We start from the raw sequence: 24,695 nt of genomic DNA, 5'->3' as shown, positions 1-24,695 counted from the left end.
ACCCGTCGGTCACCACGGCGGGCGCGTCCACCTCGGCCAGCGCCTCCAGGTACTGCTCCAGGCCGATCACCCGGCGCCGGAGCACCTCTTCCGCCTCCGTCAGAGCCGCCTGAATCCGCTCCAGCTCGGCTTCGATTTCCTCCACCCGCGCCTCCGCGGCCTTCCGCCGCGTCTCCAGAACCGCCCGCATCGACGGCACCCGCCACCCCCACGACATCTCGGCCAGCAACGTAGCGAGACTCCCGCGATAACCGCGGTCTCATGCCTGACCAGCAGAAATCACACATGAGGTTCGGAAAGAGAACGGCCTCTGATCCGGCCTCGGGAACGGTAACCGTCGACCGTGGTGGCCGCTCGGCCGGTCGGACGCTCCGGCAGGCGTCCGGCCGGCCGTCGGCCTCGAACGAGGAGAGCGCACATGGCCGGGCCGGGGCCGCCGACCGGGGCGGCACGGTCCGACGCGGCCTTGCCCGAGCCTGTGTGCGGGAACCGGCTTCAGTGACCGAGGAGTTCGCGTACGAGCGCGGCGACCTGCTCCACTTCGACGAGGAAGCCGTCATGCCCGCAGGGGGATTCGATCACCCGGCAGTGATCCGCCGCGCGGATTCCGGCGGCCAGCTCCGCCTGCTGGACGAGGGGATACAGGCGGTCCGAGTCCACTCCAGCGACAAGCGTCCTGGCGGTCACGCGGCGCAGGGCGGCGCGCGTACCGCCCCGGCCGCGGCCGACGTCGTGCGTGTTCATGGCGTCCGCCAGCACGACATAACTGCCCGCGTCGAAGCGGCGCACCAACTTGGCGGCATGATGGTCGAGATAGGACTCGACCCGGTACCGGCCGCCGTCCCAGGGGTCCTCCGCACCCTGGGGCGCGCGGCCGAAGCGGAGCTGCAACTCCGGCTCGCTTCGGTAGGTGACGTGGGCGATGCGGCGGGCCAGTCCGAGCCCCGTGTGCGGCCCCCGGCCCGTGCCGTGGTAGTCACCGCCGCGCCAGTGGGGGTCGCTGCGGATGGCATGGAGCTGAATGCCGGCCCAGGCGATCTGCTCCGCGGTCGCCGCCGCCGCGGTGGCGAGCAGGAGGAGGGCGCCCGTGCGCTGCGGATACGACACGGCCCACTCCAGGGCGCGCATCCCCCCCATGGAGCCGCCGATCACCAGGGCCCAGCGGTCGATGCCGAGTGCGTCGGCCAGGCCGGCTTCCGCGGCGACCTGATCGCGCTGTGTCAGGGAGGGGAAGGCCGCCCCCCAGTACCGTCCGCCGGGACGTACCGAGGAGGGCCCGGTGCTGCCCTGGCAGCCGCCCAGCACGTTGGGAGCGACGACGAACCAGCGGTCCGTGTCCAATGCCAGACCGGGCCCCACGAGCCCGTCCCACCAGCCGGGGGTGGGGTGACCGGGCCCGGCCGGTCCGGCGACGTGGCTGTCGCCGGTGAGCGCGTGGAGCACCAGCACGGCGTTGGAGCGGTCCGGTGCCAAACGCCCCCAGGTCTCGAACGCGAGCCGCACGCCGGGTAGTTCGCCCCCCGCCTCCAACGGCAGCGGTTTCTCCCGCACGTGCCATTGGCGGCGACCCGGGGGGTCCCCCTCCCGCCAGGCCCCGGAGGCCGGCGGGAGGGGGACCCCGGAGGTCGTCGGTACGGTGTTCAGGACGCGCCCTTCGCCGCGCGGAAGCCCGCCTCCAGGTCCGCCTTGAGGTCGGCGAGGTTCTCCAGGCCGACCGACAGGCGAACCAGTCCGGGCGAGGCGCCGGTCGCCGCCAACTGAGCTTCGTCCAGCTGGCTGTGGGTGGTGGACGCCGGATGGATGATGAGACTGCGTACGTCGCCGATGTTGGCGAGATGGCTGAACAGCTCGACGGCATCGACGAACCGCTTGCCGGCCTCGACCCCGTTCCGCAGTTCGAAGGCCAGGACCGCGCCGGCGCCGCGCGGCAGATACCGCTGACCGGCCTCGTACCACCGGTTGGACTTCAGACCCGGGTAATGGACGACGGCGACCTCGTCGCGCTGTTCCAGCCACTCGGCCAGGGCCTGGGCGTTGGCGGAGTGCCGCTCGACGCGCAGGCTGAGCGTCTCCACGCCCTGCAGCAGCAGGAAGGCAGAGTGCGGGGAGAGCGCGGGTCCGAGGTCGCGGAGCAGTTGGACGCGCAGTTTGACGGCGAAAGCACCCGGGCCGAGCGCGGGCCAGTACCGCAGACCGTGGTAGCTGGGGTCCGGTTCGCTGAAGTCGGGGAAGCGGTCGGCGTGCGCGCCGAAGTCGAAGGTGCCGCCGTCGACGACGACGCCGGCGATGGTGGTGCCGTGGCCGCCGAGGAACTTGGTCGCGGAGTGGACGACGATGTCGGCGCCGTGCTCGACGGGCCGCAGCAGATACGGGGTCGGCACGGTGTTGTCCACGATCAGCGGGACACCCGCCTCGTGCGCGACGTCGGCCACCGCCCGTACGTCGAGCACGTTGCCGCGCGGATTGCCGAGCGTCTCGGCGAACAGGGCCTTCGTGTTCGGCCGGATCGCCGCGCGCCAGGCCTCGAGGTCGTCGGGGTCGTCGACGAAGGACACCTCGATGCCGAACTTGGGCAGGGTGTGGCGGAACAGGTTGTACGTGCCGCCGTACAGGGACGTGCTGGAGACGATGTGGTCGCCCGCGCTCGCCAGAGTCAGGACGGCGAGGGTCTCCGCGGCCTGCCCGGAGGCCAGGGCCACCGCGGCGACGCCGCCTTCGAGCGCGGCGATCCGCTGCTCGAAGACGTCCTGGGTCGGATTGTGGATACGGGTGTAGATGTTGCCCGGTTCGGCGAGCGCGAACAGGTCGGCGGCGTGCTGGGTGTCACGGAAGACGAACGAGGTGGTCTGGTAGATCGGTACCGCCCGCGCTCCGGTCGCCGGGTCCGGCGTGGCGCCGGCGTGGATCTGCTTGGTCTCGAACGACCAGGCCGAGGTGTCGGGGCCGGCTGGTTCGTCCTCGGGGGTGTGACCGGCGGTGACGGAGTCGATCGGCTGGCTCATGGTTCTCCCTTGTGCGGGACGTGCGGGGTGTGCGAGGAGAGCACGCGACCGCTGCCCGGACCGGAAGAGGACGGGGCGCGGACAGCGCGGTGCGAGAGTGGAGAAGGAAATGCGAATGCCGGAGCGCGGCGTCAGCCCACGGCGGAACAACACGTGGTGGTGACACGCACGTAGTCAACGTGGCGGCGGGTCACGAGCACGGTCATGCGATCAGGTAACCACAGATGGTGACGGCGCACCAGTAGGAAGTGGAGGAGGATGACACCTCGGACACCGGACCCGGGTCGCCGTCCCCTCCGCCGGGACACCTTGTGAACGCAGCTGCGCGTGTGTCCTCCGGTCCGGCCGTGGAGACCACTGGCCAGGCACACACGGTGTTGCCCGGCCCGTTCCGGGTGAGCCGTCGCGGCCGTCACGGTGCGGCCGGGGGCCGCCCGGTCGAGGCCGCCCACGGGCATGGGAGCGGTCCGGTGATCCCCTCTCACGCTTCCTCACGGGCGGGTGCGGGGTGCGGGTGTCCCAGCCCGGTGAGGGGGGCGTCGGGGGTCGTGAGGCGGGGGCGCGGCAGCGACAGGATGACGGCCGCGGTCGGCGGACTGGCGCAGGGGAGAGGCGCGCGAAAGCCGTACGGGGGCTGCCCGTCGGTCCCGACGCACCGCGCAGACGGCTCCCGGAGACAGTGCTCAGGGTGATGGCCGCGGCGATCCGCTGAGTCATCCGGAGAAGGCCGCCGGCCACTCCGGCGGCCTCGGCCGGGACGCCCTCCCCGCAACCGGTCTCGTCCCCGATCCGGATCCGCTTCCCGCAAGTGCCCGCCTCTGCCGCTGGGAACAGGCCTTCGCACGCGGTGTCACGGAGGCGGCGCCCCCTCCGTGTCACCGGGCCGAGGAAACCCGGTCACGACCGGACCGGACACCCGCGCCTCGGCACCCACCGCCGAAGAACCGGGCACGGTGGTTCCGTCAGGGGAAGCGGGCCACATGTGCCGGCGGTTGCGGACAGCGGCCGGCGATCGACCACCTCGAGGACACCGGGGAAACCGATGACGCCGCGCACCCTCCCGGCGCCGACGGGAAGCGCGTACTGCGGGGCGTGACGATTTACGACAGTATCGGGGGGCCTACGGACCTACGCACGCACCCGGCGGCCCGGCCCCCGGATCGCCGGCAGGATCCATCGAGCCCTCGGTGGTGCCGCCACCGTGATCAACGTGGGGCCGACGCCGGCTCCTGCGAACCGTCACGGACGGTGCTGGCCGTCGAACCCAGCTCAGTGATGATCGCCCAGCGTCCGGCCGGATCCGCGCGGGCCCTGGAAGCATCCGCGGAGTCGATCCCCCTGCCCGACGACTCGGCCGACGCGGCGATGGCCCTCCTGACCGTGCATCACTGGAGCGACCTGGAAGCCGGCATCCGGGAACTCCGCCGTATCGCCCGGCGGCGGATCGTCGCCCTCGCCTTCGACCACGACGTCAACCGCCGTTTCTGGCTGCTGGAGGAGTACCTGCCCGAGGCGGCCGCGGTCGACGGCGCACGAGCGGTCGCGGTCGGCCGCCTCGTCGCACTGCTGGGAGGCGCCCGCATCGAGACCGTCCCCGTCCCGCACGACTGCACCGACGGATTCCTCGCCGCCTTCTGGCGCCGACCCGAGGCATACCTCGATCCGCAGGTCCGGGCCGGTGTCTCGCTGTTCGCCCAGACCCGGGACGAAGCCCTCCGGCCGGGCCTGGCCCGGCTGTCCGAGGACCTGCCCTCCGGCCGGTGGCACCGACGCCATGCCGACCTGCTCGACCGCGAAGCACTCGACGCCGGCTACCGGCTTCCCGTGGTCGACCTGCAGCACCGGGCCAGCCGTCCCGACCGCACATGTCCCCGTACCCGGGTGAGCGGCACCCGGGCGGGAGCGGACGTGTGACACGTATACGATTGACCTGCACGTACGAGACGGCTGAGAGCGGCACCGAGGCAGGCACCACGCGCATGAACGTCACCCGAGGCTTCACCGGGCGCCCGCGCGTCCACAACCCCGGTCTGCCACCCGGTCAGTACGACGCCGGCGACGACTGGCCCGTCCTGTCCGCAGAGGTCACGCCCGACCTCGCGCCCGCGGACTGGACCTTCCGCGTCGACGGCCTGGTGTCCCGGCCCCGCACCTGGACCTGGGAGCAGGCCCACGAACTGCCCCGGTCCGCCTACGCGGGCGACATCCACTGCGTGACCAGCTGGTCGAAGTTCGACGTGCGGTTCGAGGGCGTGTCCCTGGACGCGTTCCTGGACGCGGCCGCCCCCGACGCCTCCGCCACGCACGCCCTCGCGTACTCCCACACCGGGTACACCACGAACCTTCCGCTGGCGGACCTGACCGGTGGCCAGGCCTGGATCGCGTTCGGGTACGGGGGCGCCCCGCTCTCCCCCGAGCACGGCGGACCGGCGCGGCTGCTGGTGCCGCACCTGTACTTCTGGAAGAGCGCCAAGTGGATCGCGGGCATCACCCTCCTCGACCACGACGAACCCGGATTCTGGGAGCGCAACGGCTACCACGCCCGCGGCAACCCCTGGCAGGAACAGCGGTACTCCGGTGACTGAGACCCACCTCCCCGCCACCCGCTTCGCGGTGCCCGGCCGGATCGCGGTGAGCAACCGGGCTGCGGCCGTGTGGCAGACGGCCACCCTCGTCGAGGTGCGGCGCGAGACCCCGCGCGCGTCGACCTTCCGGTTCGCGGTGCCGGCCTGGGCGGGACACCTGCCGGGGCAGCACCTGATGCTGCGGCTGCGCGCCGGGGACGGGTACGTGGCCCAGCGCCACTACTCAATCGCGTCCGCCCCCGACGACTCGGGGCACGTCGAACTGACACTGGACCACGTCGAGGGCGGCGAGGTCTCCGGCTGGTTCCACACGGTGGCCCGGCCCGGCGACACGGTCGAGGTGCGAGGCCCGCTGAGCGGCTTCTTCGCCTGGCCGGGCGACCGGCCCGCGCTGCTGGTCGGCGCCGGCTCCGGGGTCGTACCGCTGATGTCGATGGTGCGGCACCACCGGGCGCGGCGGCTGTCGGTCCCGCTGCGGCTGCTGGTGTCCGCCCGCTCCCCGCAGGACCTGATCTACGCGAGGGAACTGGGCCCGGAGACCACCTCCGTGTTCACCCGTTCCGCCCCTGGGGGGCACCCGGTGGGGCGACTGTCCGCCGCCCAGGTGACCACGCTGATCGCCGAGGCGCCACCCGGCGGCTGGGAGGTGTACGTCTGCGGGTCCAACGCCTTCGCCGAGCACGCCTCCCGGCTGCTGGTCGCGGCGGGGCAGCCCGTCGACCGCATCCGCATCGAGCGCTTCGGCTGACCGCCGTACGCACGCTGTCCGGCCGCGCGGACGGACGGTACAAGGCGCCGGCCGTGGGGACCGACCGACCTCTCCCCGGCCGCCCCGCACCCCTCGGGCCGACCCGCGCTTCTCGAGCCGACGCCGGTCGCCCGCGTCGGGCGGGCCGTGCGAGGCGGCGGCAGGTGCCGACGGACCGCGCGAGCCGACCGGTCGGCCGGAGGGAGCGACCGGACGCGTGCGCCGGTCCGACGTACGGGGCGACCGGTGAACCGGAGAAGGGGCCGACGCCCTCGTGCGGGCGGCGGCCCCTTCGCGGGCGGTGCGGGCGGTCAGTCCCGGGCCGCCGGGGCGGCGACGAGCGCGGCGAGGTCGGCGACGGCCGCGGCCTCGTCGATCGTGGTGAGCACGCGGTCGCGCATCAGCACGCGCCCGTCGACCACCGTGTCCCGGACGTCCGCGCTGTGCGCCGCGTAGGCGAGCGTCGACCACGGGTCGTGCTGCGGCTGGAGATGCGGCGCGCGCAGATCGAGCACGACCAGATCGGCCCGCTTCCCGGCCTCCAGCGAGCCCAGCTGAGCGCCGAGCCCCAGCGCCCGCGCCCCGTCGAGGGTCGCCATGCGTACGGCCTGCTCCGCGCCGACCGCCGTGGGGTCGCCGCCCGCCTTGTGCACCAGTGCCGCCTGCCGCACCGCGCCCAGCACGTCCAGCGAGTTGGAACTGACCGCTCCGTCCGTGCCGAGACCGACGGTCACCCCCGCGCTCAGCAGCCGGGGCACGGGGGCGATGCCGCACCCCAGTTTCAGGTTGGACACCGGGCAGTGCGCGACGGACGTGCCGGTGCGGGCCAGCGCCGCGATCTCCGGGCCGGTGAGGTCCACGGCGTGCGCGAGCAGCAGGTCCGGGCCGAGCAGCCCGAGCGCGTCCAGCAGTTCGACCGGCCGCCTGCCGTGCCGCGTCTCGACGGTGGCCACCTCGACGGCGTTCTCGGCCGCGTGGAGGTGCAGCAGCGCACCGAACTCCTGCGCCAGCGCGGCGATCTCGACGAGCTGCCCCGGGGCGAGGGTGTAGGCGGAGTGGGCGAAGAGCACCGGGCGCCGGCCGCCCCGGGCCGGTCCCCTCCGCTCCAGGTCCCGTCGTGCCCACGCGAGCCGCTCCTCGTACCCGAAGCCGTCCGGGGGCTCCGGCACGTCCATGAAGGTGGGGCCGGTGTGCAGCCGCCAGCCCGCCTCGCGGGCCGCCGTCTCGGCCGCCTCGTGGAACCAGTACATGTCCAGGGCCGAGGTCACTCCGGCCCGTACGCTCTCGGCGACCGCCAGCCGCACCGCCGCCGCCACGTTTCGCGGCGTCAGCAGTGCGGACTCCCACCGCAGCACCCGCTCCAGGAAGCCCTGGAGGGTGACGTCGTCGGCGCGGCCGCGCAGCAGTGTCATCGCGAGGTGGGTGTGCGTGTTGACCAGGCCCGGCAGGACGAGACACCCGGTCGCGTCGATCTCCTCCGCGGCGGTGCAGCGGGCCCTCAGGGCCTCGGCCGGGCCGACGGCGAGGATCTCCCCCTCGTGGACGGCGACCGCGCCACCGGGGACGACCGTCCCGGCGTCGTCGACCGTCAGCACCTCGCCGCCGTGGACCAGCAGGTCGATGGTCATGCCGGGTTCTCCTGCTCCGCCAGCAGCCGCAGCGCCTCCAGCGAGACGACCGCGCCCCGTTCGACACCGGCGGCGACGACGTCCCGGTGCGGGTCGTAGCCGCCGGTGCTCTCCACGTCGACCAGTTCGTCGGCGTTCGCCCCGTCGATCACCAGCACCCCGCCGGCCGCGAGGCCCCGCAGCGAGGCCGTCACCAGCAGCGCCGACAGCTCCATCTCGATCGCGGCGAGTCCGGCACCGGCGTAGGAGAACAGCGGCAGCAGACCGGGCTGGAACGCGGCCCGGGTCCAGACGATCCCCCGGTGGTACGGGGCGCCGTTGTCGCGGGCCGCGCGCGCCAGCGCGAAGACCACCTCGGGGGAGGAGACCGCCGGGTACTCCGGCGGCAGCAGCTGGTGGGTCACCCCGTCGTCGCGCACCGCCGCCTCCGCGACGACCAGGTCACCGTCGGCGATGCCCGGCTTCATCGCGCCCGCGGTGCCGAACCGGACGAAGGTCCGCACCCCCGCGTCGGCCAGCTCCTGGAACAGCAGGACCGCTCCCGGCGCGCCGACCCCGTGCGAGGCCACGACGACGGGCAGCCCCTTCCAGCTCCCCCGGAAGACGCGGTACTCGCGGTGGTACGACACCTCCTCGGCGCCGTCGAGGAGGGCGGCGACGGCCGTGGCGCGGGCCGGGTCGCCGACGACCAGCGCGTGGGCGGGGAGACCGGTGCGGGGGATCCGGGTGACGGGCAGCAGATCGAGGGTCATGAGGCGGCTCCGGTGGGACGGGCACGGCGGCGCAGACGGGCCGTGGTGAGGAAGAGGGCGCCGAGGGTGACGACGTACGGCGCGGCGTCGGTGGCCTGCTGCGGCAGTCCGAGGCCTTGGAGGCGGAAGCCGACCGCCTCGGCGAGGCCGAACAGCAGCGCCGACAGCAGCACCCCGACGGGCGCGGCCCGGCCGAGCATGACCGCGACGACGGCGATCCAGCCGCGGCCGGCGGTCATGTTCTCGGTGAACAGGGTGACGTTGCCGAGCGCCAGCTGGGCACCGGCCAGACCGCACAGCACCCCGGAGACGAGCACGGCCGCGTACTTGTACTTCACCGGGCTCACCCCGAGGGTGGCCGCGGCGTCCGGGGCCTCGCCGACCCCGCGCAGCCTCAGCCCCCACACGTGCCGGGAGAGCAGCACGGCAGAGAGGGCGACCGCCGCCCAGGACACGTACGCCAGCGGTGAGAAACCGCCGATCAGCGGCAGTCCGGCGAGCGAGGGATCGTCGAAGGTGCCCTGCACGCCGAAGACCGTGCGCAGCAGGAAGCCGGTCAGCCCGACAGCGAGCAGGTTCATGGCGATGCCCAGCACCACCGCGTCCCCGCGCAGCGTGACCGCTCCGACGGCGAGGATCAGCGAGTACGCCGCCGCGGCCAGTGCCGCCGCCAGGACACCGAGCCAGGGACTGCCGGTGAACCAGCTGGTGGCGACCGAGGTGAAGCAGCCGAGCAGCATCATGCCCTCGAGGGCGATGTTGAACACACCCGCGCGTTCGCACAGGGCGCCGCCCAGCGCGGCCAGCAGGATCGGGGTGAGCGCGCCCAGCGCCGACATCAGCAGATCGGTGTTGAGGAACATCACACGGTCTCCTTCTGCCGGACGCCGGAGTCAGTCCGGGGGGCACCGGCGTCCTTGGGCCGGAACAGGCGGCGCGGGAAGCGCAGCCGGGCGGCCAGGAACACGATCACGATCGCCTGCAGCACCTGTGTCAGCTCGCGCGGGACCTCGGTCGTGCGCTCCATCGCCAACCCGCCGACCTGCAGGACAGCGAAGAAGAAGGCGGCGATCACGGTGCCCAGCGGGGCCGCCGCGGCCAGCAGCGCGGCCGTCAGCCCGGTCCAGGTGTAGCCGGGCGTGGTCAGTGAACCGTCGATGAAGCGGTAGGGGAAGCTCAGCACGCCCAGGGCGCCGACCAGTCCGGCCAGGGCGCCGGAGACCGACATCAGCTTCAGCGTCAGCCCGCGCCGTTCGACGCCCGCGTACGCGGAGAAGCGCGCGTTGCGTCCGGTCATGCGGATCTCGTAGCCGAACGCGGTGCGCCGGTCGGTGAACCAGTACGCGGCCGCCGCGAGGACGACGAGGAGCAGCCCCGCCGTCACCGTCGAGTCCCCGAAGGCGGGCAGCGCCACCCCCTTCGGCAGCGCGCGGGTCTGCGGCAGGCTCGAACCGGGTTCCTTGAGCGGGTAGCGGGCCAGATAGGAGGCCAGGGACACCGCCGGGTAGCTCAGCAGAAGGCTGCTGATCAGCAGCGGGACACCGAGGTGGTTCTCGCACAGGGCGGCCAGCACGGCGTATCCGGCGCCCGCCGCCATGCCCGCCAGCAGGGCGACGGCGACGGTGAGGGGCGCGGGCAGCGGCGCGTACAGGCCGGTCACGGCCGCGGCGATGCCGCCGAGCACCATCTGTCCGTCGCCGCCGAGGTTGATCAGTCCGGCCCGCAGCGGTACGGCCAGCGCCAGTGCCAGACCGAGCACGCTGGTGCCGGTGGAGAGCGTGGAGCCGATGCCGTCGCCGCCCAGGGAGCCGGTCAGGATGGCGCCGTACGCCTCGAGCGGGTCCGCGCCCGTGCCGAGCAGGAACAGCGCCCCGATGACCAGGCCGGCGAGCACCGAGAAGGTGAGGGGGGAGCGCAGGGCTCCCGCTGTGAGGTTCCTCATGTCAGTCGATGGCCTTCCGCCACGGCGGAGTCCGCGTCGGTGCCGCCGGCCATGGCGAGGCCCAGCGTCCGCTCGTCCGCCTCTTCCTTGCCGTACTCCGCCGTGACGCGGCCCTCGTACATGACCAGCACCCGGTCCGCGAGCCCCCGAATCTCGCTGAGCTCGGCCGAGACCAGCAGGACGGCGTGCCCCGCGTCGCGGTAGGCGATCAGCTGGTCGTGGATGTTCTGGATGGCGCCGATGTCGACCCCGCGGGTGGGCTGCTCCACGAGCAGCAGCGGGGCCCCATGGGCGAGTTCACGGCCGATCAGCAGCTTCTGCAGATTGCCGCCGGACAGCGCGGAGGCGGGCACCGTGGGGGTGAACGCCTTGATGCCGAAGCGCTCGATCAGGCGCCGCGCGTGGGCGCGCACCGCCGGGGGCGGCAGCAGACCGTGGGAGGACAGGGAGGTGCGGTGGTGGCCCATGGCCAGGTTGTCCGCGACCGACGCGGACGGCGCCGTGCCGACGGCGTGCCGGTCCTCGGGCACGTACGCCAGCCCCCGCGCCCGTCGCTCGGCTGCGGAGGCGTGGGTGATGTCCGACGTGCCGAGCGTGACCCGGCCGGCCGTGACCGGCCGCAGCCCGGCCAGCGCCTCGACGAGTTCGCTCTGCCCGTTGCCGGCGACGCCGGCCACGCCGACGATCTCTCCGGCGCGGACGGTCAGGTCGACCGCGCGCACGCCGTCCGTGTCCAGGCCGGTCACGTCGAGCACCACGTCGCCGGGCGTGCCCGCCGGGTGGACGCGGTCGAGTGCGACCGCCCGGCCGGTCATCGCGGCCGCGATGTCCTCGGCCGACGTCCCGGCGGTGACCAGGCGTGCGGTCACCCGGCCGTCGCGCAGGACGGTCACCCGGTCGCTGCCCTCCAGCACCTCGCGCAGCTTGTGCGTCACGAGGATCACCGCGTGGCCCCGCGCGGTCAGTGACTTCAGCACCGCGAACAGCGCGTCGGCCTCGGCAGGCGTCAGGACGGCGGTCGGCTCGTCGAGGATGAGCGTGCGCGCCCCGCGGTGCAGCAGCTTGAGGATTTCCACGCGCTGGCGCAGCCCCACCGGCAGGTCGCCGACCCGGGCGTCCGGATCGACGGCCAGCCCGTGCTCCTCGGCGAGCGCGCGGACCCGGCTCCGGGCCGCGGCCCGGTCCACCAGGCCGAAGCGGCGCGGCTCGGCCGCGTAGACGACGTTCTCGGCGACCGTCAGGGAGTCGAACAGCTTGAAACTTTGGTGGACCATGCCGAGTCCGGCGGCCATCGCGTCGCCGGGACTGGTGAAGACCACCTCACGTCCGTCGACCGCGACGGTGCCGGCGTCCGGGCGTTCCATGCCGTACAGGACCGACATCAGAGTGGACTTGCCGGCCCCGTTCTCGCCCATCAGCGCGTGGATCTCGCCGCGCCGGACGGTCAGGTCGACGGCGTCGTTGGCGAGCGTGCCGGGGAACCGCTTGGTGATTCCCCGGAGTTCGACGGCGACGTCCATGTCAGCTCGCTGCCGGGTCATCGACCTTCAGCTTCCCGGACACGATCTGGTCACGCAGCGCCTTGACCTTCGTCAGGACGTCCTTGTGGTCGGCGATCACGCACTTGGAGGAGTCGACGCCGTCCTCCAGCCCCGTCAGGCTGATGCCGCCCTCCTTCAGGCCGTAGGAGACGGTCGTGCCGGTCCTGCCGCCGAGTACCGTCTCGATGCCCTTCTCCACGGCGATGTCGGTGCGCTTGATGACGTTGTCGACGACCGTGCCCGGCGCCGAGGAGCACTGGTTGACGTCGACGCCGTACGCGTACGCGCCCTTGGCCTCGGCGGCCTCGAACACGCCGTAGTTGCCGGCCGCGGACGCCGCCATGATCTGGTCGTAGCCCTGCGACAGCAGGGTGTTGGCCTGCTCCTTGGCGCGGGCGGAGTCGTCGAAGGGGGACTGGCCGCCGACGAAGCGCGTGGCGGACTTCGTCCCGGGGGCGACCTTCCTGGCGCCGGCCGCGAACGGGTCGCTGTAGCGGCGGAACTGGGGTGTGTCGAGCACGTCCACCGCGCCGACCTTGCCGTTCTTGCTGAGCAGACCCGCCTCGGCGCCCGCGAGGTAGACGGCCTCCTGCTCGCGGAAGACGGCGCAGCTGACGTTCTTGTACGTCTTGGTCGTGCACGCGTCGACGAGCAGGAACCGCTGCTCGGGGTTCTTCACAGCCTGCTGCGCGACGATGTCCGCGAACTCGAAGCCGACCAGTACGACGGCGTCGGGCTTGGCGTCCACCGCCGCCTGCACGTTCTGCTGCTGGGAGGCGGTGTCGGTGGACTCGTAGACCTTCTGCGCCCCGTCGTGCCGCTTCGCCGCCTGCTTGACACCGTCGACGGCGAGCTTCAGGAACTCGTTCTGTCCGACGGCGGTGGGCGTGACGAGCGTGAAGGACCTGCCGCTGCTTCCCGAGGAGGCGGACGCGCCGTCCTTTTTCGCGGCGGCGTTGCAGGCGGTGGCGAGGAGGACGGTGCCGGTGGCGAGCGCGGTCAGTTGCAGGGAGCGGCGGAGTCTGCGGTGCATGGGTGCCTTCCGGGTACGGCGGGAGAACACTCCGTGAGGAGCGCGCGACGGTGAGCGGGGAGGCCCGGGGGCCGGTGAGGAGGAACGGGCGCGGGGTCAGCTACGACAGCCGTCGCCGGCGCACCGGCCGAAATCCAGGAAGAAACGCCTGATGAAGAGCATGCGTCCTCCTTCTTCGTCTCGGCCTGCGGGTGCGGGGCTGGACTGTAACACCCGCCTCCGGATACGTGCTCCTTTGTCTCGAACTGTGGTTCGTCGAGGTCATGTACGGTGGCGGACACCGTCCGAGGAACAGGGGAGAGTGCCCGTCATGTCGCAGGAGCTGCGCGCCGTTGAGTGGACCGGGTCCGGTCTGGCCCTGATCGACCAGACGCTGCTTCCCGGACAGACCCGCACGGTGTTCGTCCACGACGTGGACACCCTGGTCGACGCGATCCGGCGCCTGGTCGTGCGGGGCGCCCCTGCGATCGGCGCGGCCGGTGCCTACGGCGTGGCCCTCGCGATGATCGAGGGCCGGCGCGGGGGCCACGGGCCGGAGCGGGTCCGCGCCGCGGTGGCGCGGCTCCGCGAGGCACGCCCGACCGCGGTCAACCTGATGGTGTGCGTGGACCGTGTGATGGCCCGCTTCGACGAGGGCCTGGACGCCGTCCTGGAAGAGGCGTCCGCCCTCCAGCACGAGGACGTCGAGGCCAATCACCTGATGGGAGCCCACGGGGCCGACTGGCTGCTGAAGCGGGTAGGCGGGGACCGGCCCCTGCGCGTCCTCACCCACTGCAACACGGGAGCGCTGGCCACCGCGGGCTGGGGCACCGCACTGGGCGTCGTCCGTGAACTGCACGCGCGCGGGCGGCTGGAAGTCGTCCACGCCGACGAGACCCGCCCCCTGCTGCAAGGCTCCCGGCTGACCGCCTGGGAACTGGTCCAGGAAGGCATCCCGCACTACGTCCAGGCCGACGGGGCGGCGGCCGGGCTGATACTGCGCGGCGGGGTGGACGCGGCGGTCGTCGGAGCGGACCGCATCGCGGCCAACGGCGACACGGCGAACAAGGTGGGCACCGTGGGTGTGGCCCTGGCCTGCGCGGACGCCGGCATACCCTTCCTGGTCGCCGCGCCCACGACCACCGTCGACCTGTCCACGCCCACCGGGGACGACATCCACATCGAACTGCGCGGGGAGGACGAGGTCCTGGAGTGGGGCGGGGTGCGGACCGCGCCCGCCGGGTCGCGGGGGTACAACCCGGCGTTCGACGTCACCCCCGGACGTCTGGTGACCGCGCTCGTCACCGAACGGGGCGTCCTGGAGGTGTCGGCCGGTGAACTCCCCGGGGACAGGCTGAAGTAGCCACCGCGTCGGGCGGCGGCGAGGGGCACCGGTCACGCACCGGTTCCCCCGCCGCCGTGGTCTGCGCCGCGGTGCGCGCACGGGCGCGGTGCGCGCACGGGACCACTCAGCGCCGGGTGAGCTCCAGCTCCAGCAGCCACTCCACGACCTCGGTGTGGTGGCGGGCCTGGCGCAGGTCGTCGCCCCACACGTACAGACCGTGCCCGGCGACGACCACGGCCGGCATCCGCGGGTTCCGGGCCTCCTCCAGACGGTCGCCGAGGACCTTCATGTCCTGGCTGTTGGCGATGACCGGCAGGGTCACTTCGACGTCGTGCGCCGGCTGGCCGACGCCCTTGAGCATCTCCAGGTCCCGGAAGGCGATCCCGCCGGGGTTGCGGTGTCCCAGGGCCACCGACGCCACCGTGTGCACGTGCACGACGGCACCGGCGCCGGTCAGCGCGGCGACCCGCGTGTGCAGTGCGGCCTCGGCGGACGGCCTGCCGCCCCGGACGGCCGCACCGGCCCCGTCCACCAGCACCACGTCCGCCGCGGTCAGTTCGCCCTTGTCGTGGCCGCTCGCGGTGACCGCCAGCCGCAGCGGGTCGCGGGAGAGCACCACGGACAGGTTGCCGGAGGTGCCCCGCATCCAGCCAAAGGAGGCGAACCGGGCGGACTCGGCGGCGAGGAACGCTCCCGCGGCCTCCAGGTCGTGGGCGGTGATGTCGACGGTCATGGGATGCTCCTGGTAGTGCTGACACTGATCTCGTCGAACGTCTCCACCTGCGCGTGGTCGCCGACGCCCTGCTGGTAGTACGGCTCTCCGGGCCGCCGGACACCCACCGTGTGCCAGCCCGCCGCGCGGGCGGCGTCGAGCTCCCCCGACCGGTCGGAGAGGAAGAGCAGCCGTTCCGCCGCGAGGCCGGCCGCCTCCGCGATACGGCGGTAGGAGTCCCGCTCCTGCTTGGGCCCCGCGTTCTCGGTGTCGTACAAGCCACTGACCAGCGGGAGCAGGTCGCCCTCGGGGGTCGAGGAGAACCAGGCCCGCTGGGCCGCGACCGACCCGGACGAGTAGACGTACAGCCGGACGCCCGCCGTGTGCCAGGACCGCAGCGCCGGCACCACGTCGTCGTAGAAGTGGGAGACCAGGTCACCGCGCGCGAAGCCCTCCGACCAGATGATCCCCTGGAGGGTCTTCAGCGGTGTGGCCTTGCGGTCCTCGTCGAGCCAGGCGTTCAGCGTCGCCTCGACGGCGTCCGGGCCGGCCGCGGGATCTCCCGTCAGCTCCCGCACCTGCGCCACCGCCCGGATCACCGCCTGCTCGTGGGCGCGCTCGGTCAGCAGCGTGCCGAAACGGGCGCGCGAGTAGGGGTAGAGCACGTCCACGACGAAACCCGTGGCGCTCGTGGTGCCCTCGATGTCGAGCACCACGGCGTCCACGTCGAAACGCAAGCTCACGCGCCGGCCCTGTCCTGCGCGTGGCCCGCGGCGATGGTGTCGTAGTCCGGGAAGCGGGAGGCGATGGGGGAGCCGGTGAAGTTGCCGACCCAGCCGTCCTCCTCGTGGAAGAACCGGATCGCGGTGAACGCCGGCTCGGTGCCCATGTCGAACCAGTGCGTGGTGCCGCGCGGCACTCCCAGCAGGTCGCCCTTCTCGCAGAGGACCGCGTGGACCTCGCCGGCCACGTGCAGGTAGAAGATGCCGGAGCCAGCGACGAAGAACCGGACCTCGTCGTCGTCGTCGTGCGTGTGCTCCTGGAGGAACTTCTCCCGGGCGGCCTTCGCCTTCACCGGGTACTCCGGGTCGTCGCTCGGGTGCAGGCCCAGCACGTCGACCGTGGTGAAGCCCTCCTCGGCGTTGAGCCGCTCGATCTCCGGACCGTAGGCGGCGAACACGGTGTCGCTGTCGGCGTCCGGGGCGACGTCCTCACGGACCGGCCACTGCTCGTAGCGCACACCGATCGGCTGCAGGGCCGCCGCGATCTCGACGGGGTCGGAGGTACGGCGGACCTGGACCTCGGGACCGGACTCGGGCCAGGTGGTGAGCAGGGTCATGGGGCACTCCACAGGGTGGGAAGGGGCGTCGGACACGTGGCGGGTACCAGACGGACGCACGGAGGGGGAAGACGCGTGACCGCGAGACCGGGGAGGGGCGTGGTCGGAGGAGGACTGTCAGCCGCCGCACACCGCGCCGACGGGGCGCCGCGTGCAGGCGGTACAGCGCCCCGCGCAGGGCAGGCGCCTCGCTGTCGCGACGGGTGCCGTCATCATGTGCCTCACTGTTCCGGGCCGGTACCGGCCCGGTCATATTACGCCCGCACCGCGCCTGACCGGCGGCGGCGAGGACGTCGTCTCAACTGCTGAGAGGGCGGGTGGTGGGGCCGGCGCCTCGGACGGACACGGCACCACGGTCGTGCGCCTCCTCGCCGGGGGCCGTCGGTTGAAGTGCCGGCCCCTCCTCCCGGCGTGGAGACGGTCCCTGCGGCCGGCCCTGCGGCCGGGGCGAAGACGGGGGCGGGAACGTTCTTCCGTGCGAGCCATTGACGAAAAAGCGCTTTCCTCCCAGGTTCCGGTCAGCGATGTGACTCGTGGACATTTCGACGACCCTGGATACGCGCGATTCAAGGCGTGGCGTCATGTCGCATTCAGTGAGAGATCCGATGTTCACCCATCCGAACAGGAATCGAAGAGCCGACGGTCGAACGAGGAGAACACATGGCACCCGCACCCCGCCGCGCGCACGACGGTTGCGCACACTGTCCGGCGCGCTCGCCGCGTGGACTCCGAAGGAGCCGTATTGCTGATCGAGCAGCGCGATCAGGGTCCGGACGCCCGCTTTGCCCAGGGAAAGGCTCACGTACTGCGGCTTGGGTTCGGGCATGCCGCCTGTGACAAGGAACGTTCCGTTCCCTCGGGCTGCCATTGCCGGCGCGAGGCGCGCTGCAGCATTCAGCGCGCCGACCGTATTGACCGCCCATGCTTCCAAGTGATCGCGCACCGACAACTCGCCCAGCTCGTCAGCGCGGACGAGCGCGGCGTTGTACACGGCGACCTCCGGTACGCCGTACTCGTCAACGGCCTGGTCCAGAGCCGCGTCCAACTCGGCCCGGTTGGTGCTGTCGGCTTGCAACGTAATGATCGGGACGTCATAGGGAGCGAGCTCGTCCGCAACGACGCGCAGCGTCCGTCCGCCCCTGGCGATCAGCGTGATCGGCATCCCCTCTCTGGCGAACCGACGGGCGACCGCCTGCCCGATCCCCGGTCCCGCACCAATGATCACTGCACCCGGCATGATCCGGCTTCTCCACTTCGTGATCTGTGACACTGGGGACGGTAAGGCTTCACATCAATGTGAAGGTCAAGGAGAAGACCGCGGATGCGAATTGGCGACCTCGCCCACGAAACCGGGGTGAGCAGACGGCTGTTGCGCTACTACGAGGAGCAGGGTCTGCTCCGGCCGACACGGTTGGACAACGGCTACCGCGAGTACGCGGCGGCAGACGTCACCATGGTGCGCCACATCCGAGCAATGCTCGCCGCAGGGCTCTCCACTGCGGTCATCGGCAAGGTCGTGCACTGTGTGCGCGACAAGGACGAGCTGAAGGCGCCATCCGGCTGCCCGACTTTCATCAGGGAGTTACGGCGCGAACGCGCCCGCATCACTGAGGCGATCAGCCAACTGCAGAGTTCCCGGCGAGCACTGGACGCCGTTCTCGACACAGCGCCTCGCAAAGGTGAAGATACGTCGCGCGACACCGCTCTATAAGCCGGGTCGGTCACGTGCCCCGGCACTGAGTGCGCCGTAGACCGTCCGTCGGCGACCGACTTCGAAGTTCGTCAGCACGAGCAGGGAGCGCAGGAAACGCGTTGCGCGAGCAGGATCGGTACGGAGCTTGGTGAGGATCCGCCAGTTCTTGAGAGGGCGTTCGATGTGGTCGAATTGCCGCTGGCAGAAGCGAGTGAAACGGACCACAGGGCCTGCACGGCAGGAGGCGAAGAAATTCGCGTACTTCCTGAAGCTGGATAAAGAAGGGCAGTGAGCAAAGCCGTTTCCGGAATGTGCCTACCTGAACGCCCTCTGAGAAGGTCGTCTTCGAGGTGAGCTTCTGAATCGTGCCGTTGCCGAGCTGGGAGTTTGTGTACCGGAGCCACGCCGGGGCGGGCGCGCCCGATGCGAGTGGCGCCCTCGCCACCTGCGAGGTGATCCCGCCGACGCAGCCGCCCACCAGCCGCCACCTGGGGTCGGCCACCTCGGATGTTGCCTTGACGGAGGCTGGCGGACACGAATGTCGACCATGCCAACCGTCAGGTCCGGCCGAGCTTCCTCGGCTGAGCGGGATCGTTCAGCGGGGAGCGTGCCGCTGACGCTCCGTACCGTGCGCGCTCGAACGGGGAGCAGCGACGCGCGGTACGGACCCCAGCGCGGTCGGGCGTCCCTACGGCGGAGGCGGCGAGTGCCTGCTCGGAGGCGGTGGTCGACGCACGGGAAACCGGCGGTCTCCTCCCCCCGGGCGCTGACGCGCGGACGTGCTGACTGCCGCCGTCCCCGCCGGCGCCCGCCTCATCGGCTGAGCGGACGACCGGGGCTTCCGGCGCCACGGATCCCCTGGCCCGCCGGAGCCGTGTCCCGTGGTTTGCCGACACGAACGGCCTCGGCGGGTGCCACGGGAAGGCCGGTGGTGCGGGGCCCGGCCGATCAGGGCCGGGAGTTCCGCCGCCCCGCCGCGGCGGACGCAAGCGGGGTGCGGGACAGGGTCCGGTCGGCCCTGTCGGGTACTCGGCGGATCAGGGGAGTGTGGGCCCCAGGGCCCGCACCCGTACCCTCCGACCGCATCCCGAACCGCAAGGGAACCCAGTATGTCCGTCGCATCACCACAAGTGTCAGGTTCGCTGACAGACGAGGAACTGAGGACTCTGGACGCCCACTGGCGTGCCGCGAACTACCTGTCAGTCGGCCAGATCTACCTGTTGGCGAACCCCCTGCTCACTGAGGAACTGCGTCCGGAGCACATCAAGCCGCGGCTGCTCGGGCACTGGGGCACCTCGCCCGGCCTGAACCTCGTGTACACCCACCTCAACCGGCTCATCCGCTCCCGGCACCTGGAGGCCCTCTGCGTCTGGGGCCCCGGCCACGGCGGTCCCGCCGTGGTCGCCAACTCCTGGCTGGAGGGGTCGTACACGCAGACCTACCCCGGCATCACCCGGGACGAGGCCGGGATGGCCCGGCTGTTCCGGCAGTTCTCCTTCCCCGGCGGCGTCCCCAGCCACGTCGCGCCCGAGACGCCCGGCTCCGTCCACGAGGGCGGCGAACTCGGCTACGCCCTCTCGCACGCATACGGCGCCGCCTTCGACAACCCCGGCCTGCTGGTCGCCTGCGTCATCGGCGACGGTGAGGCGGAAACCGGCCCGCTGGCCGCCTCCTGGCACTCCAACAAGTTCCTCGACCCGGTGCACGACGGCGCCGTCCTGCCAATCCTGCACCTCAACGGCTACAAGATCGCCAATCCGACGGTGCTGTCCCGGCTGCCGGAGCCGGAACTCGACGAACTCCTCAAGGGCTACGGTCACGAGCCGATCCACGTCACCGGTGACGAACCCGCCGCCGTCCACCGCGCGATGGCCCGCGCCATGGACACCGCCGCGGACCGTATCGCCGCGATCCAGCGCGCCGCCCGCGAGGACGGCGCCACCGAGCGGCCCCGCTGGCCGGTGATCGTCCTGCGCACCCCCAAGGGCTGGACCGGCCCCGCCGAGGTCGACGGCCTCCCCGTCGAGGGCACCTGGCGCGCCCACCAGGTCCCTCTGTCCGCCGTCCGCGACAACCCCGACCACCTGCGGCAGCTCGAGGAATGGCTGCGCTCCTACCGGCCGCAGGAGCTGTTCGACGAGCGCGGAGCGCCCCGCCCCGACGTCCTGGCCTGCGTCCCCGACGGCGCGCGCAGGCTCGGCTCCACCCCGCACGCCAACGGCGGCCTGCTGCTGCGTGAACTCCCGCTGCCCCCGCTGGAACGGTACGCCGTCCCGGTCGACAAACCGGGCGCGACCCTGCACGAACCCACCCGCGTCCTCGGCGACCTGCTGGAGAACGTCATGCGCCGGACCGCCGACCGGCGTGACTTCCGCCTGGTCGGACCCGACGAGACCGCCTCCAACCGCCTCCAGGCCGTCTACGCCGCCAGCGGCAAGGCATGGCAGGCCGGCACCCACGCCGTGGACGAGCACCTCGACCGCCACGGCCGGGTCATGGAGATCCTCTCCGAACACACCTGCCAGGGCTGGCTGGAGGGCTACCTCCTGACCGGCCGGCACGGGCTGTTCTCCTGCTACGAGGCGTTCGTCCACATCGTCGACTCCATGGTCAACCAGCACATCAAATGGCTGCGCGTGACCCGCCGCCTGCCCTGGCGCGCCCCCATCGCCTCCCTCAACTACCTGCTCACCTCCCACGTGTGGCGCCAGGACCACAACGGCTTCTCCCACCAGGACCCCGGCTTCGTCGACCACATCCTCAACAAGAGCCCCGAGGCCGTACGGGTCTACCTGCCGCCGGACGCCAACACCCTGCTCTCGGTGGCCGACCACGCCCTGCGCAGCAAGGACTACGTCAACGTCATCGTGGCCGGCAAACAGCCCTGCTTCGACTGGCTGTCGATGGAGCAGGCCAGGGCGCACTGCGCGCGCGGCGCCGGCATCTGGGACTGGGCCGGCACCGAGGACGGCAGCCGGGAACCCGACGTGGTGCTCGCCTGCGCGGGCGACGTCCCCACCCAGGAGGTACTGGCCGCCGCGCAGCTGCTGAGGCACCACCTGCCGGAGCTGGCCGTCCGGGTCGTCAACGTCGTCGACATCGCCCGGCTGCTGCCGAGCGAGGAACACCCGCACGGCATGTCCGACTTCGAGTACGACGGCCTGTTCACCCCCGACAGGCCGGTCGTCTTCGCCTACCACGGCTACCCCTGGCTGATCCACCGGCTGGCCTACCGCCGCACCGGCCACCAGCACCTGCACGTGCGCGGCTACAAGGAGATGGGCACCACCACCACACCGTTCGACATGGTCGTCCGCAACGACCTGGACCGCTACCGGCTGGTCATGGACGTCATCGACCGAGTGCCCGGCCTCGCGGTGCGCGCGGCGGCCCTGCGACAGGAAATGGAGGACGCGCGGCTGCGCCACCACGCGTACATCCGCGAGCACGGCGTCGACCTGCCCGAGGTCGCCGACTGGACCTGGGACGGCTGACAGGAGCCGGCGGGGCCCGGGCGGTGGATCGTACGTCCACCGTCCGGGCCCCGCCGCTTCTTTGGTGACCGGCCGCCGGACCTCGGTCCGGGGACGCGGGGTGCCCACCAGCGCTGTACGGGCCTGGAGGGCGCCGGTCCGCCCCGGGGCGGTCCGGAACGCGGCGGAAGCGGTCGCTGTCGAAGACGAGACGCGGCCCGCCGCGTCACTCCCGGGCCCGTCCGCGACGGTCCGTGCGCCGTCCGGCGCCCGGTCGGGCGGAACCGGACGCGCGGTGCCCGTCCGCCGACCGCGAAGGGACGACGGCACCGCGAATCCGAGCCCCGCACCCTCCGCCACCCCACCTCACCCCCACCACGCCACGCCCCGTCCGTCCCGCGGCCGCGCGGCCCGGGAGACGGGGCCGGAGGTCCCGGCCGGCCGGGCTCGCACCGGAACGGTCACGTCCCACCTCGACACCCCGCTCACCGGACCCCGGTCGCGCGACCGGGCGCGGGCGACGCTCCCCGCCCACGAGACGGGTCCGGTCCGTCCGCGCGGTACGGCCGACGGCCCGGCCGCCGTGGGGTGAGCGGCCCTTTGGCGACCGGAGGCAGCCGCGGTCGGACGGACAGCTCAGATCAGAGACGGAGACGTCTTTCCTACCGGCGGCGGACGCCCCGCGCGGACGGTCACGGCAAGCTGTCGCACATGACAGAACTCGCTTCCCCGCCCTCCCTCCCGTACCACCGGCTGGCCCGCCTCACCGGCCGCAACCGGTGGTGGCGGTCGCTGCTGGGGCTGCTGCTGATGACCGGCGGCTGGATGCTGCTGATCGTCGCCATCGACACGGTGGCCTACGGCGTCGGCACGGCGTCCGGCCGCCCGGAACGGCCGGACGGCTCCGTGGACCTCGGCCCGCTGCCCAACACCGTGCTGGACCTGTCGTACATAGCCCTCATGCTGCCCATGGCCCTGCTGGCCGCGCGCTGGACGGACCGCAGACCGGCCGGAAGCGTCTCGTCGGTGACCGGACGGCTGCGCTGGGGCTGGCTGGCGCGCTGCCTGGCGCTCGCGGTGCCCGCCTCCGCGCTGCTGCTCGCGGCCTCGTTCGTCCTCCCCGCCGGTGAGGAGGAGACCTCGGCGGCGAACGAGTGGGTGGGGCTGCCGACGTTCCTCGTCTCACTGGCGGTGCTGGCGGTGTTCGTGCCGCTGCAGGCGGCGGCGGAGGAGTACGTGTTCCGGGGCTGGCTGATGCAGGCGGTCGGCGGGTTCCTGCGCTCGCCGTGGTGCGCGGTGCCGCCGCAGGCGGCGCTGTTCGCCGCCGCGCACGGCTGGGGCACCCCCTGGGGCTTCGTCGACCTGCTGGTGTTCGGCCTGGTCGCGGGCTGGCTGACGGTGCGCACCGGAGGCCTGGAGGCCGCTGTCGCCCTGCACGTCCTCAACAACCTGATGGGCTTCGGCCTCGCCGCCGCCGTCGTCGACGGCCTGACCTCCGAGGAGACCGCCGCCGACCTGCCCTGGCAGATGGCCGCCGTCGACATCGCGACGATCCTGCTGTACGCCGCCGCGGTGCTGTGGCTCGCGCGCCGCGACCCGCCGCAGCGCCTCGCGACGCCCGCCCCCCTGCCCCTCGCACCCCCCGTGCCGGCCTACGGCCTGCCGCACTACCCGGCGCCCGTCGCGTACGCCCCCGCACCGTACCCGGCGCCGACGGCCGCAGCACCGTACGGCGCCGCGCACCTCCCGCCACCGCCGCCGCACGGGCCCGCGGCACCGGCCGCGCACCCGCCCGTCCACCGTCCCGGCGACGGGCCCGCGCCCCAGTGAACGGCGACGGCCGGCGGACCGCGCACGGCCCCGACGGCCGTGCGCACCGTGACCCCGTGCCAGAGCCGTCGTCGAGGGGGCATGAGCGCGGGTCTCGCTGACGCCGGTCCGCGGGCGAGTGGACCGGACACCGCGCATGAGCGACAGGCCGGCCCGTCTTTGCCGCGGAGCTTGTCCTGGAGCACGGCCGGACGGTCCTGAGGATGTGCACCGTCAACCCGGCCACCACCACGGCCGGCATCGACGCCACGCTCGACCTGGCGGTCCGCGCGGCGCGGGAGGCGGGAGAGGGACCCGGGCCACGCCGGGAGGACCCGGCCTGAGGGCCGCAGCCGCGCCCCGACCGCCCTCGCCCGTCCTTGTCCTGCGTCCGTCCTCGTCCGCCCCCGTCCGGCGACCGTCCTCGTCACCGTCCGGGTGCGGTCCCTTCCCCCGGCGCTGCCCGGCGGGACCGGATGCGACAATGGGACGCGGGGGTCGCAACCGGCAGCAGCGGACCGCAGGTGAGACATGGAGACCAGGCTCGTGCCCGTCGAGGGCGCGGTGGCGCCGAGGGCGAGGCGTCGTGGGTGAGGTCGCGCTCACAGCCGCCGGTCTCTACGTCATCGTGCTGCTGCGGGCCGGAGGGACGTTCGCCGTCGGGCGGCTCGCCGGTGCCGGCGCGCGGCGCAGCAAGCTCGCCGCACGGTACTCCTCGGACAGGTTCCGGCGCGTCGAGCGGGCGATCCAGCGCTGGGGCGCGCCCGTGGTCGCCGTCTCCTTCCTGACCGTCGGCTTCCAGACGGCGGCCAACTTCTTCGCCGGGAGCATGCGGATGCCGCTGTCGCGCTACCTGCCCGCGCTGTTCGTGGGCGGCGCGGGCTGGGCGCTGATCTACGCGACCGCCGGGCTCGGGGCCCTGGAACTGCTGGGGCGGCTGTTCGCCGAGCGGACGGCGTCGGGGGCGGCCGCGGTCGCCGCGGTCCTCCTCGCGCTGTGCGGCGCGGTGGTGTACCGCCGCCGGAGGAAGGGCGCCGCGCCGGCGCTCCGCGAGACCGTGGCCGAAGAGCGGCACTGACAGCCGCGCGTCGTCCAGCGGCGTTCCCCGCCCCGC

Annotated in this window: 20 protein-coding genes and 1 pseudogene; 8 read left to right on the top strand and 13 right to left on the bottom strand. The window is 72.8% G+C overall.

The window, feature by feature from the left end; all coding sequences use genetic code 11:
- The 3 genes and pseudogenes from ACY1JF_RS24010 to ACY1JF_RS24000 all read right to left on the bottom strand — a co-directional run.
- Positions 1-190 (bottom strand): annotated as a pseudogene (locus ACY1JF_RS24010) (hypothetical protein); the annotation flags it as partial.
- Positions 191-495: 305 nt separating this feature from the next.
- A complete protein-coding gene (gene metX, locus ACY1JF_RS24005) occupies positions 496-1,644 on the bottom strand; it encodes a homoserine O-acetyltransferase MetX (RefSeq protein WP_462707302.1) in 1,149 nt (382 codons plus the stop codon).
- Entirely contained in the window at positions 1,641-3,002 is a 1,362-nt protein-coding gene (locus tag ACY1JF_RS24000; RefSeq protein ID WP_462707296.1) for a bifunctional o-acetylhomoserine/o-acetylserine sulfhydrylase, read from the bottom strand. The genes metX and ACY1JF_RS24000 overlap by 4 nt, the downstream gene beginning before the upstream one ends.
- A gap of 1,275 nt (positions 3,003-4,277) precedes the next feature.
- Here ACY1JF_RS24000 and ACY1JF_RS23995 point away from each other — a divergent pair.
- The 3 genes from ACY1JF_RS23995 to ACY1JF_RS23985 all read left to right on the top strand — a co-directional run bounded on the left by ACY1JF_RS23995 (position 4,278) and on the right by ACY1JF_RS23985 (position 6,335).
- Positions 4,278-4,916 (top strand): methyltransferase domain-containing protein, encoded by a 639-nt coding sequence (locus tag ACY1JF_RS23995; RefSeq protein ID WP_462707295.1) that lies wholly within the window; start codon positions 4,278-4,280, stop codon positions 4,914-4,916.
- Positions 4,917-4,981: 65 nt separating this feature from the next.
- Positions 4,982-5,587, top strand: coding sequence for a sulfite oxidase-like oxidoreductase (locus ACY1JF_RS23990; RefSeq protein WP_462707294.1), 606 nt, complete (start codon positions 4,982-4,984; stop codon positions 5,585-5,587).
- Positions 5,580-6,335, top strand: a complete 756-nt coding sequence (locus tag ACY1JF_RS23985; RefSeq protein ID WP_462707293.1) for a ferredoxin reductase — start codon at positions 5,580-5,582, stop codon at positions 6,333-6,335. Before ACY1JF_RS23990 ends, ACY1JF_RS23985 begins: the two co-directional genes overlap by 8 nt.
- Before the next feature lie 311 nt (positions 6,336-6,646).
- On the opposite strand, the gene ACY1JF_RS23980 is transcribed toward ACY1JF_RS23985, so the two are convergent.
- The 6 genes from ACY1JF_RS23980 to ACY1JF_RS23955 are packed head-to-tail and all read right to left on the bottom strand — an operon-like array spanning position 6,647 to position 13,231.
- The gene (locus tag ACY1JF_RS23980) at positions 6,647-7,963 is read right to left on the bottom strand and encodes an amidohydrolase (RefSeq protein WP_462707292.1); all 1,317 of its coding nucleotides are present in this window, start codon (positions 7,961-7,963) and stop codon (positions 6,647-6,649) included.
- Positions 7,960-8,715, bottom strand: a complete 756-nt coding sequence (locus ACY1JF_RS23975) for a nucleoside phosphorylase (RefSeq protein ID WP_462707291.1) — start codon at positions 8,713-8,715, stop codon at positions 7,960-7,962. Before ACY1JF_RS23975 ends, ACY1JF_RS23980 begins: the two co-directional genes overlap by 4 nt.
- Positions 8,712-9,578, bottom strand: a complete 867-nt coding sequence (locus ACY1JF_RS23970; RefSeq protein ID WP_462707290.1) for an ABC transporter permease — start codon at positions 9,576-9,578, stop codon at positions 8,712-8,714. Before ACY1JF_RS23970 ends, ACY1JF_RS23975 begins: the two co-directional genes overlap by 4 nt.
- Positions 9,578-10,657, bottom strand: a complete 1,080-nt coding sequence (locus ACY1JF_RS23965; protein ID WP_462707289.1) for an ABC transporter permease — start codon at positions 10,655-10,657, stop codon at positions 9,578-9,580. Before ACY1JF_RS23965 ends, ACY1JF_RS23970 begins: the two co-directional genes overlap by 1 nt.
- Complete coding sequence (locus ACY1JF_RS23960) at positions 10,654-12,198, bottom strand: ABC transporter ATP-binding protein (protein WP_462707288.1); 1,545 nt, start codon at positions 12,196-12,198, stop codon at positions 10,654-10,656. The genes ACY1JF_RS23965 and ACY1JF_RS23960 overlap by 4 nt, the downstream gene beginning before the upstream one ends.
- A complete protein-coding gene (locus ACY1JF_RS23955) occupies positions 12,179-13,231 on the bottom strand; it encodes a BMP family ABC transporter substrate-binding protein (RefSeq protein WP_462707287.1) in 1,053 nt (350 codons plus the stop codon). Before ACY1JF_RS23955 ends, ACY1JF_RS23960 begins: the two co-directional genes overlap by 20 nt.
- A gap of 310 nt (positions 13,232-13,541) precedes the next feature.
- On the opposite strand from ACY1JF_RS23955, the gene mtnA reads away from it, so the two are divergent.
- Positions 13,542-14,573, top strand: a complete 1,032-nt coding sequence (mtnA, locus tag ACY1JF_RS23950) for an S-methyl-5-thioribose-1-phosphate isomerase (RefSeq protein ID WP_462707286.1) — start codon at positions 13,542-13,544, stop codon at positions 14,571-14,573.
- A gap of 106 nt (positions 14,574-14,679) precedes the next feature.
- On the opposite strand, the gene mtnB is transcribed toward mtnA, so the two are convergent.
- The 4 genes from mtnB to ACY1JF_RS23930 all read right to left on the bottom strand — a co-directional run bounded on the left by mtnB (position 14,680) and on the right by ACY1JF_RS23930 (position 17,843).
- Positions 14,680-15,288, bottom strand: a complete 609-nt coding sequence (gene mtnB, locus ACY1JF_RS23945) for a methylthioribulose 1-phosphate dehydratase (RefSeq protein ID WP_462707285.1) — start codon at positions 15,286-15,288, stop codon at positions 14,680-14,682.
- Positions 15,285-16,010, bottom strand: a complete 726-nt coding sequence (gene mtnC / locus ACY1JF_RS23940) for an acireductone synthase (RefSeq protein ID WP_462707284.1) — start codon at positions 16,008-16,010, stop codon at positions 15,285-15,287. Before mtnC ends, mtnB begins: the two co-directional genes overlap by 4 nt.
- The gene (locus ACY1JF_RS23935) at positions 16,007-16,606 is read right to left on the bottom strand and encodes a 1,2-dihydroxy-3-keto-5-methylthiopentene dioxygenase (RefSeq protein WP_462707283.1); all 600 of its coding nucleotides are present in this window, start codon (positions 16,604-16,606) and stop codon (positions 16,007-16,009) included. Before ACY1JF_RS23935 ends, mtnC begins: the two co-directional genes overlap by 4 nt.
- A 298-nt stretch (positions 16,607-16,904) precedes the next feature.
- Positions 16,905-17,843 (bottom strand): SDR family NAD(P)-dependent oxidoreductase, encoded by a 939-nt coding sequence (locus ACY1JF_RS23930; protein ID WP_462707282.1) that lies wholly within the window; start codon positions 17,841-17,843, stop codon positions 16,905-16,907.
- Between the two features lie 84 nt (positions 17,844-17,927).
- Here ACY1JF_RS23930 and ACY1JF_RS23925 point away from each other — a divergent pair, with 84 nt between their 5' ends.
- The 4 genes from ACY1JF_RS23925 (at position 17,928) to ACY1JF_RS23910 (ending at position 24,659) form a co-directional block, all read left to right on the top strand.
- Positions 17,928-18,317 (top strand): MerR family transcriptional regulator, encoded by a 390-nt coding sequence (locus ACY1JF_RS23925; RefSeq protein WP_462707281.1) that lies wholly within the window; start codon positions 17,928-17,930, stop codon positions 18,315-18,317.
- Positions 18,318-19,429: 1,112 nt separating this feature from the next.
- Positions 19,430-21,793 (top strand): phosphoketolase family protein, encoded by a 2,364-nt coding sequence (locus ACY1JF_RS23920; RefSeq protein ID WP_462707280.1) that lies wholly within the window; start codon positions 19,430-19,432, stop codon positions 21,791-21,793.
- A 690-nt stretch (positions 21,794-22,483) separates the two neighbouring features.
- The gene (locus ACY1JF_RS23915) at positions 22,484-23,602 is read left to right on the top strand and encodes a lysostaphin resistance A-like protein (RefSeq protein ID WP_462707279.1); all 1,119 of its coding nucleotides are present in this window, start codon (positions 22,484-22,486) and stop codon (positions 23,600-23,602) included.
- 565 nt (positions 23,603-24,167) lie between these two features.
- Positions 24,168-24,659: a DedA family protein gene (locus ACY1JF_RS23910; RefSeq protein ID WP_462707278.1), complete on the top strand. Its 492-nt coding sequence runs from the start codon at positions 24,168-24,170 to the stop codon at positions 24,657-24,659.
- The last annotated feature ends 36 nt before the right edge of the window (positions 24,660-24,695 follow it).

This window comes from Streptomyces sp. SYSU D01066-1 (assembly GCF_054956795.1).
The sequence above is the reverse complement of the archived record's forward strand: the minus strand, read 5'-3'. Positions and strand labels throughout refer to the sequence as shown.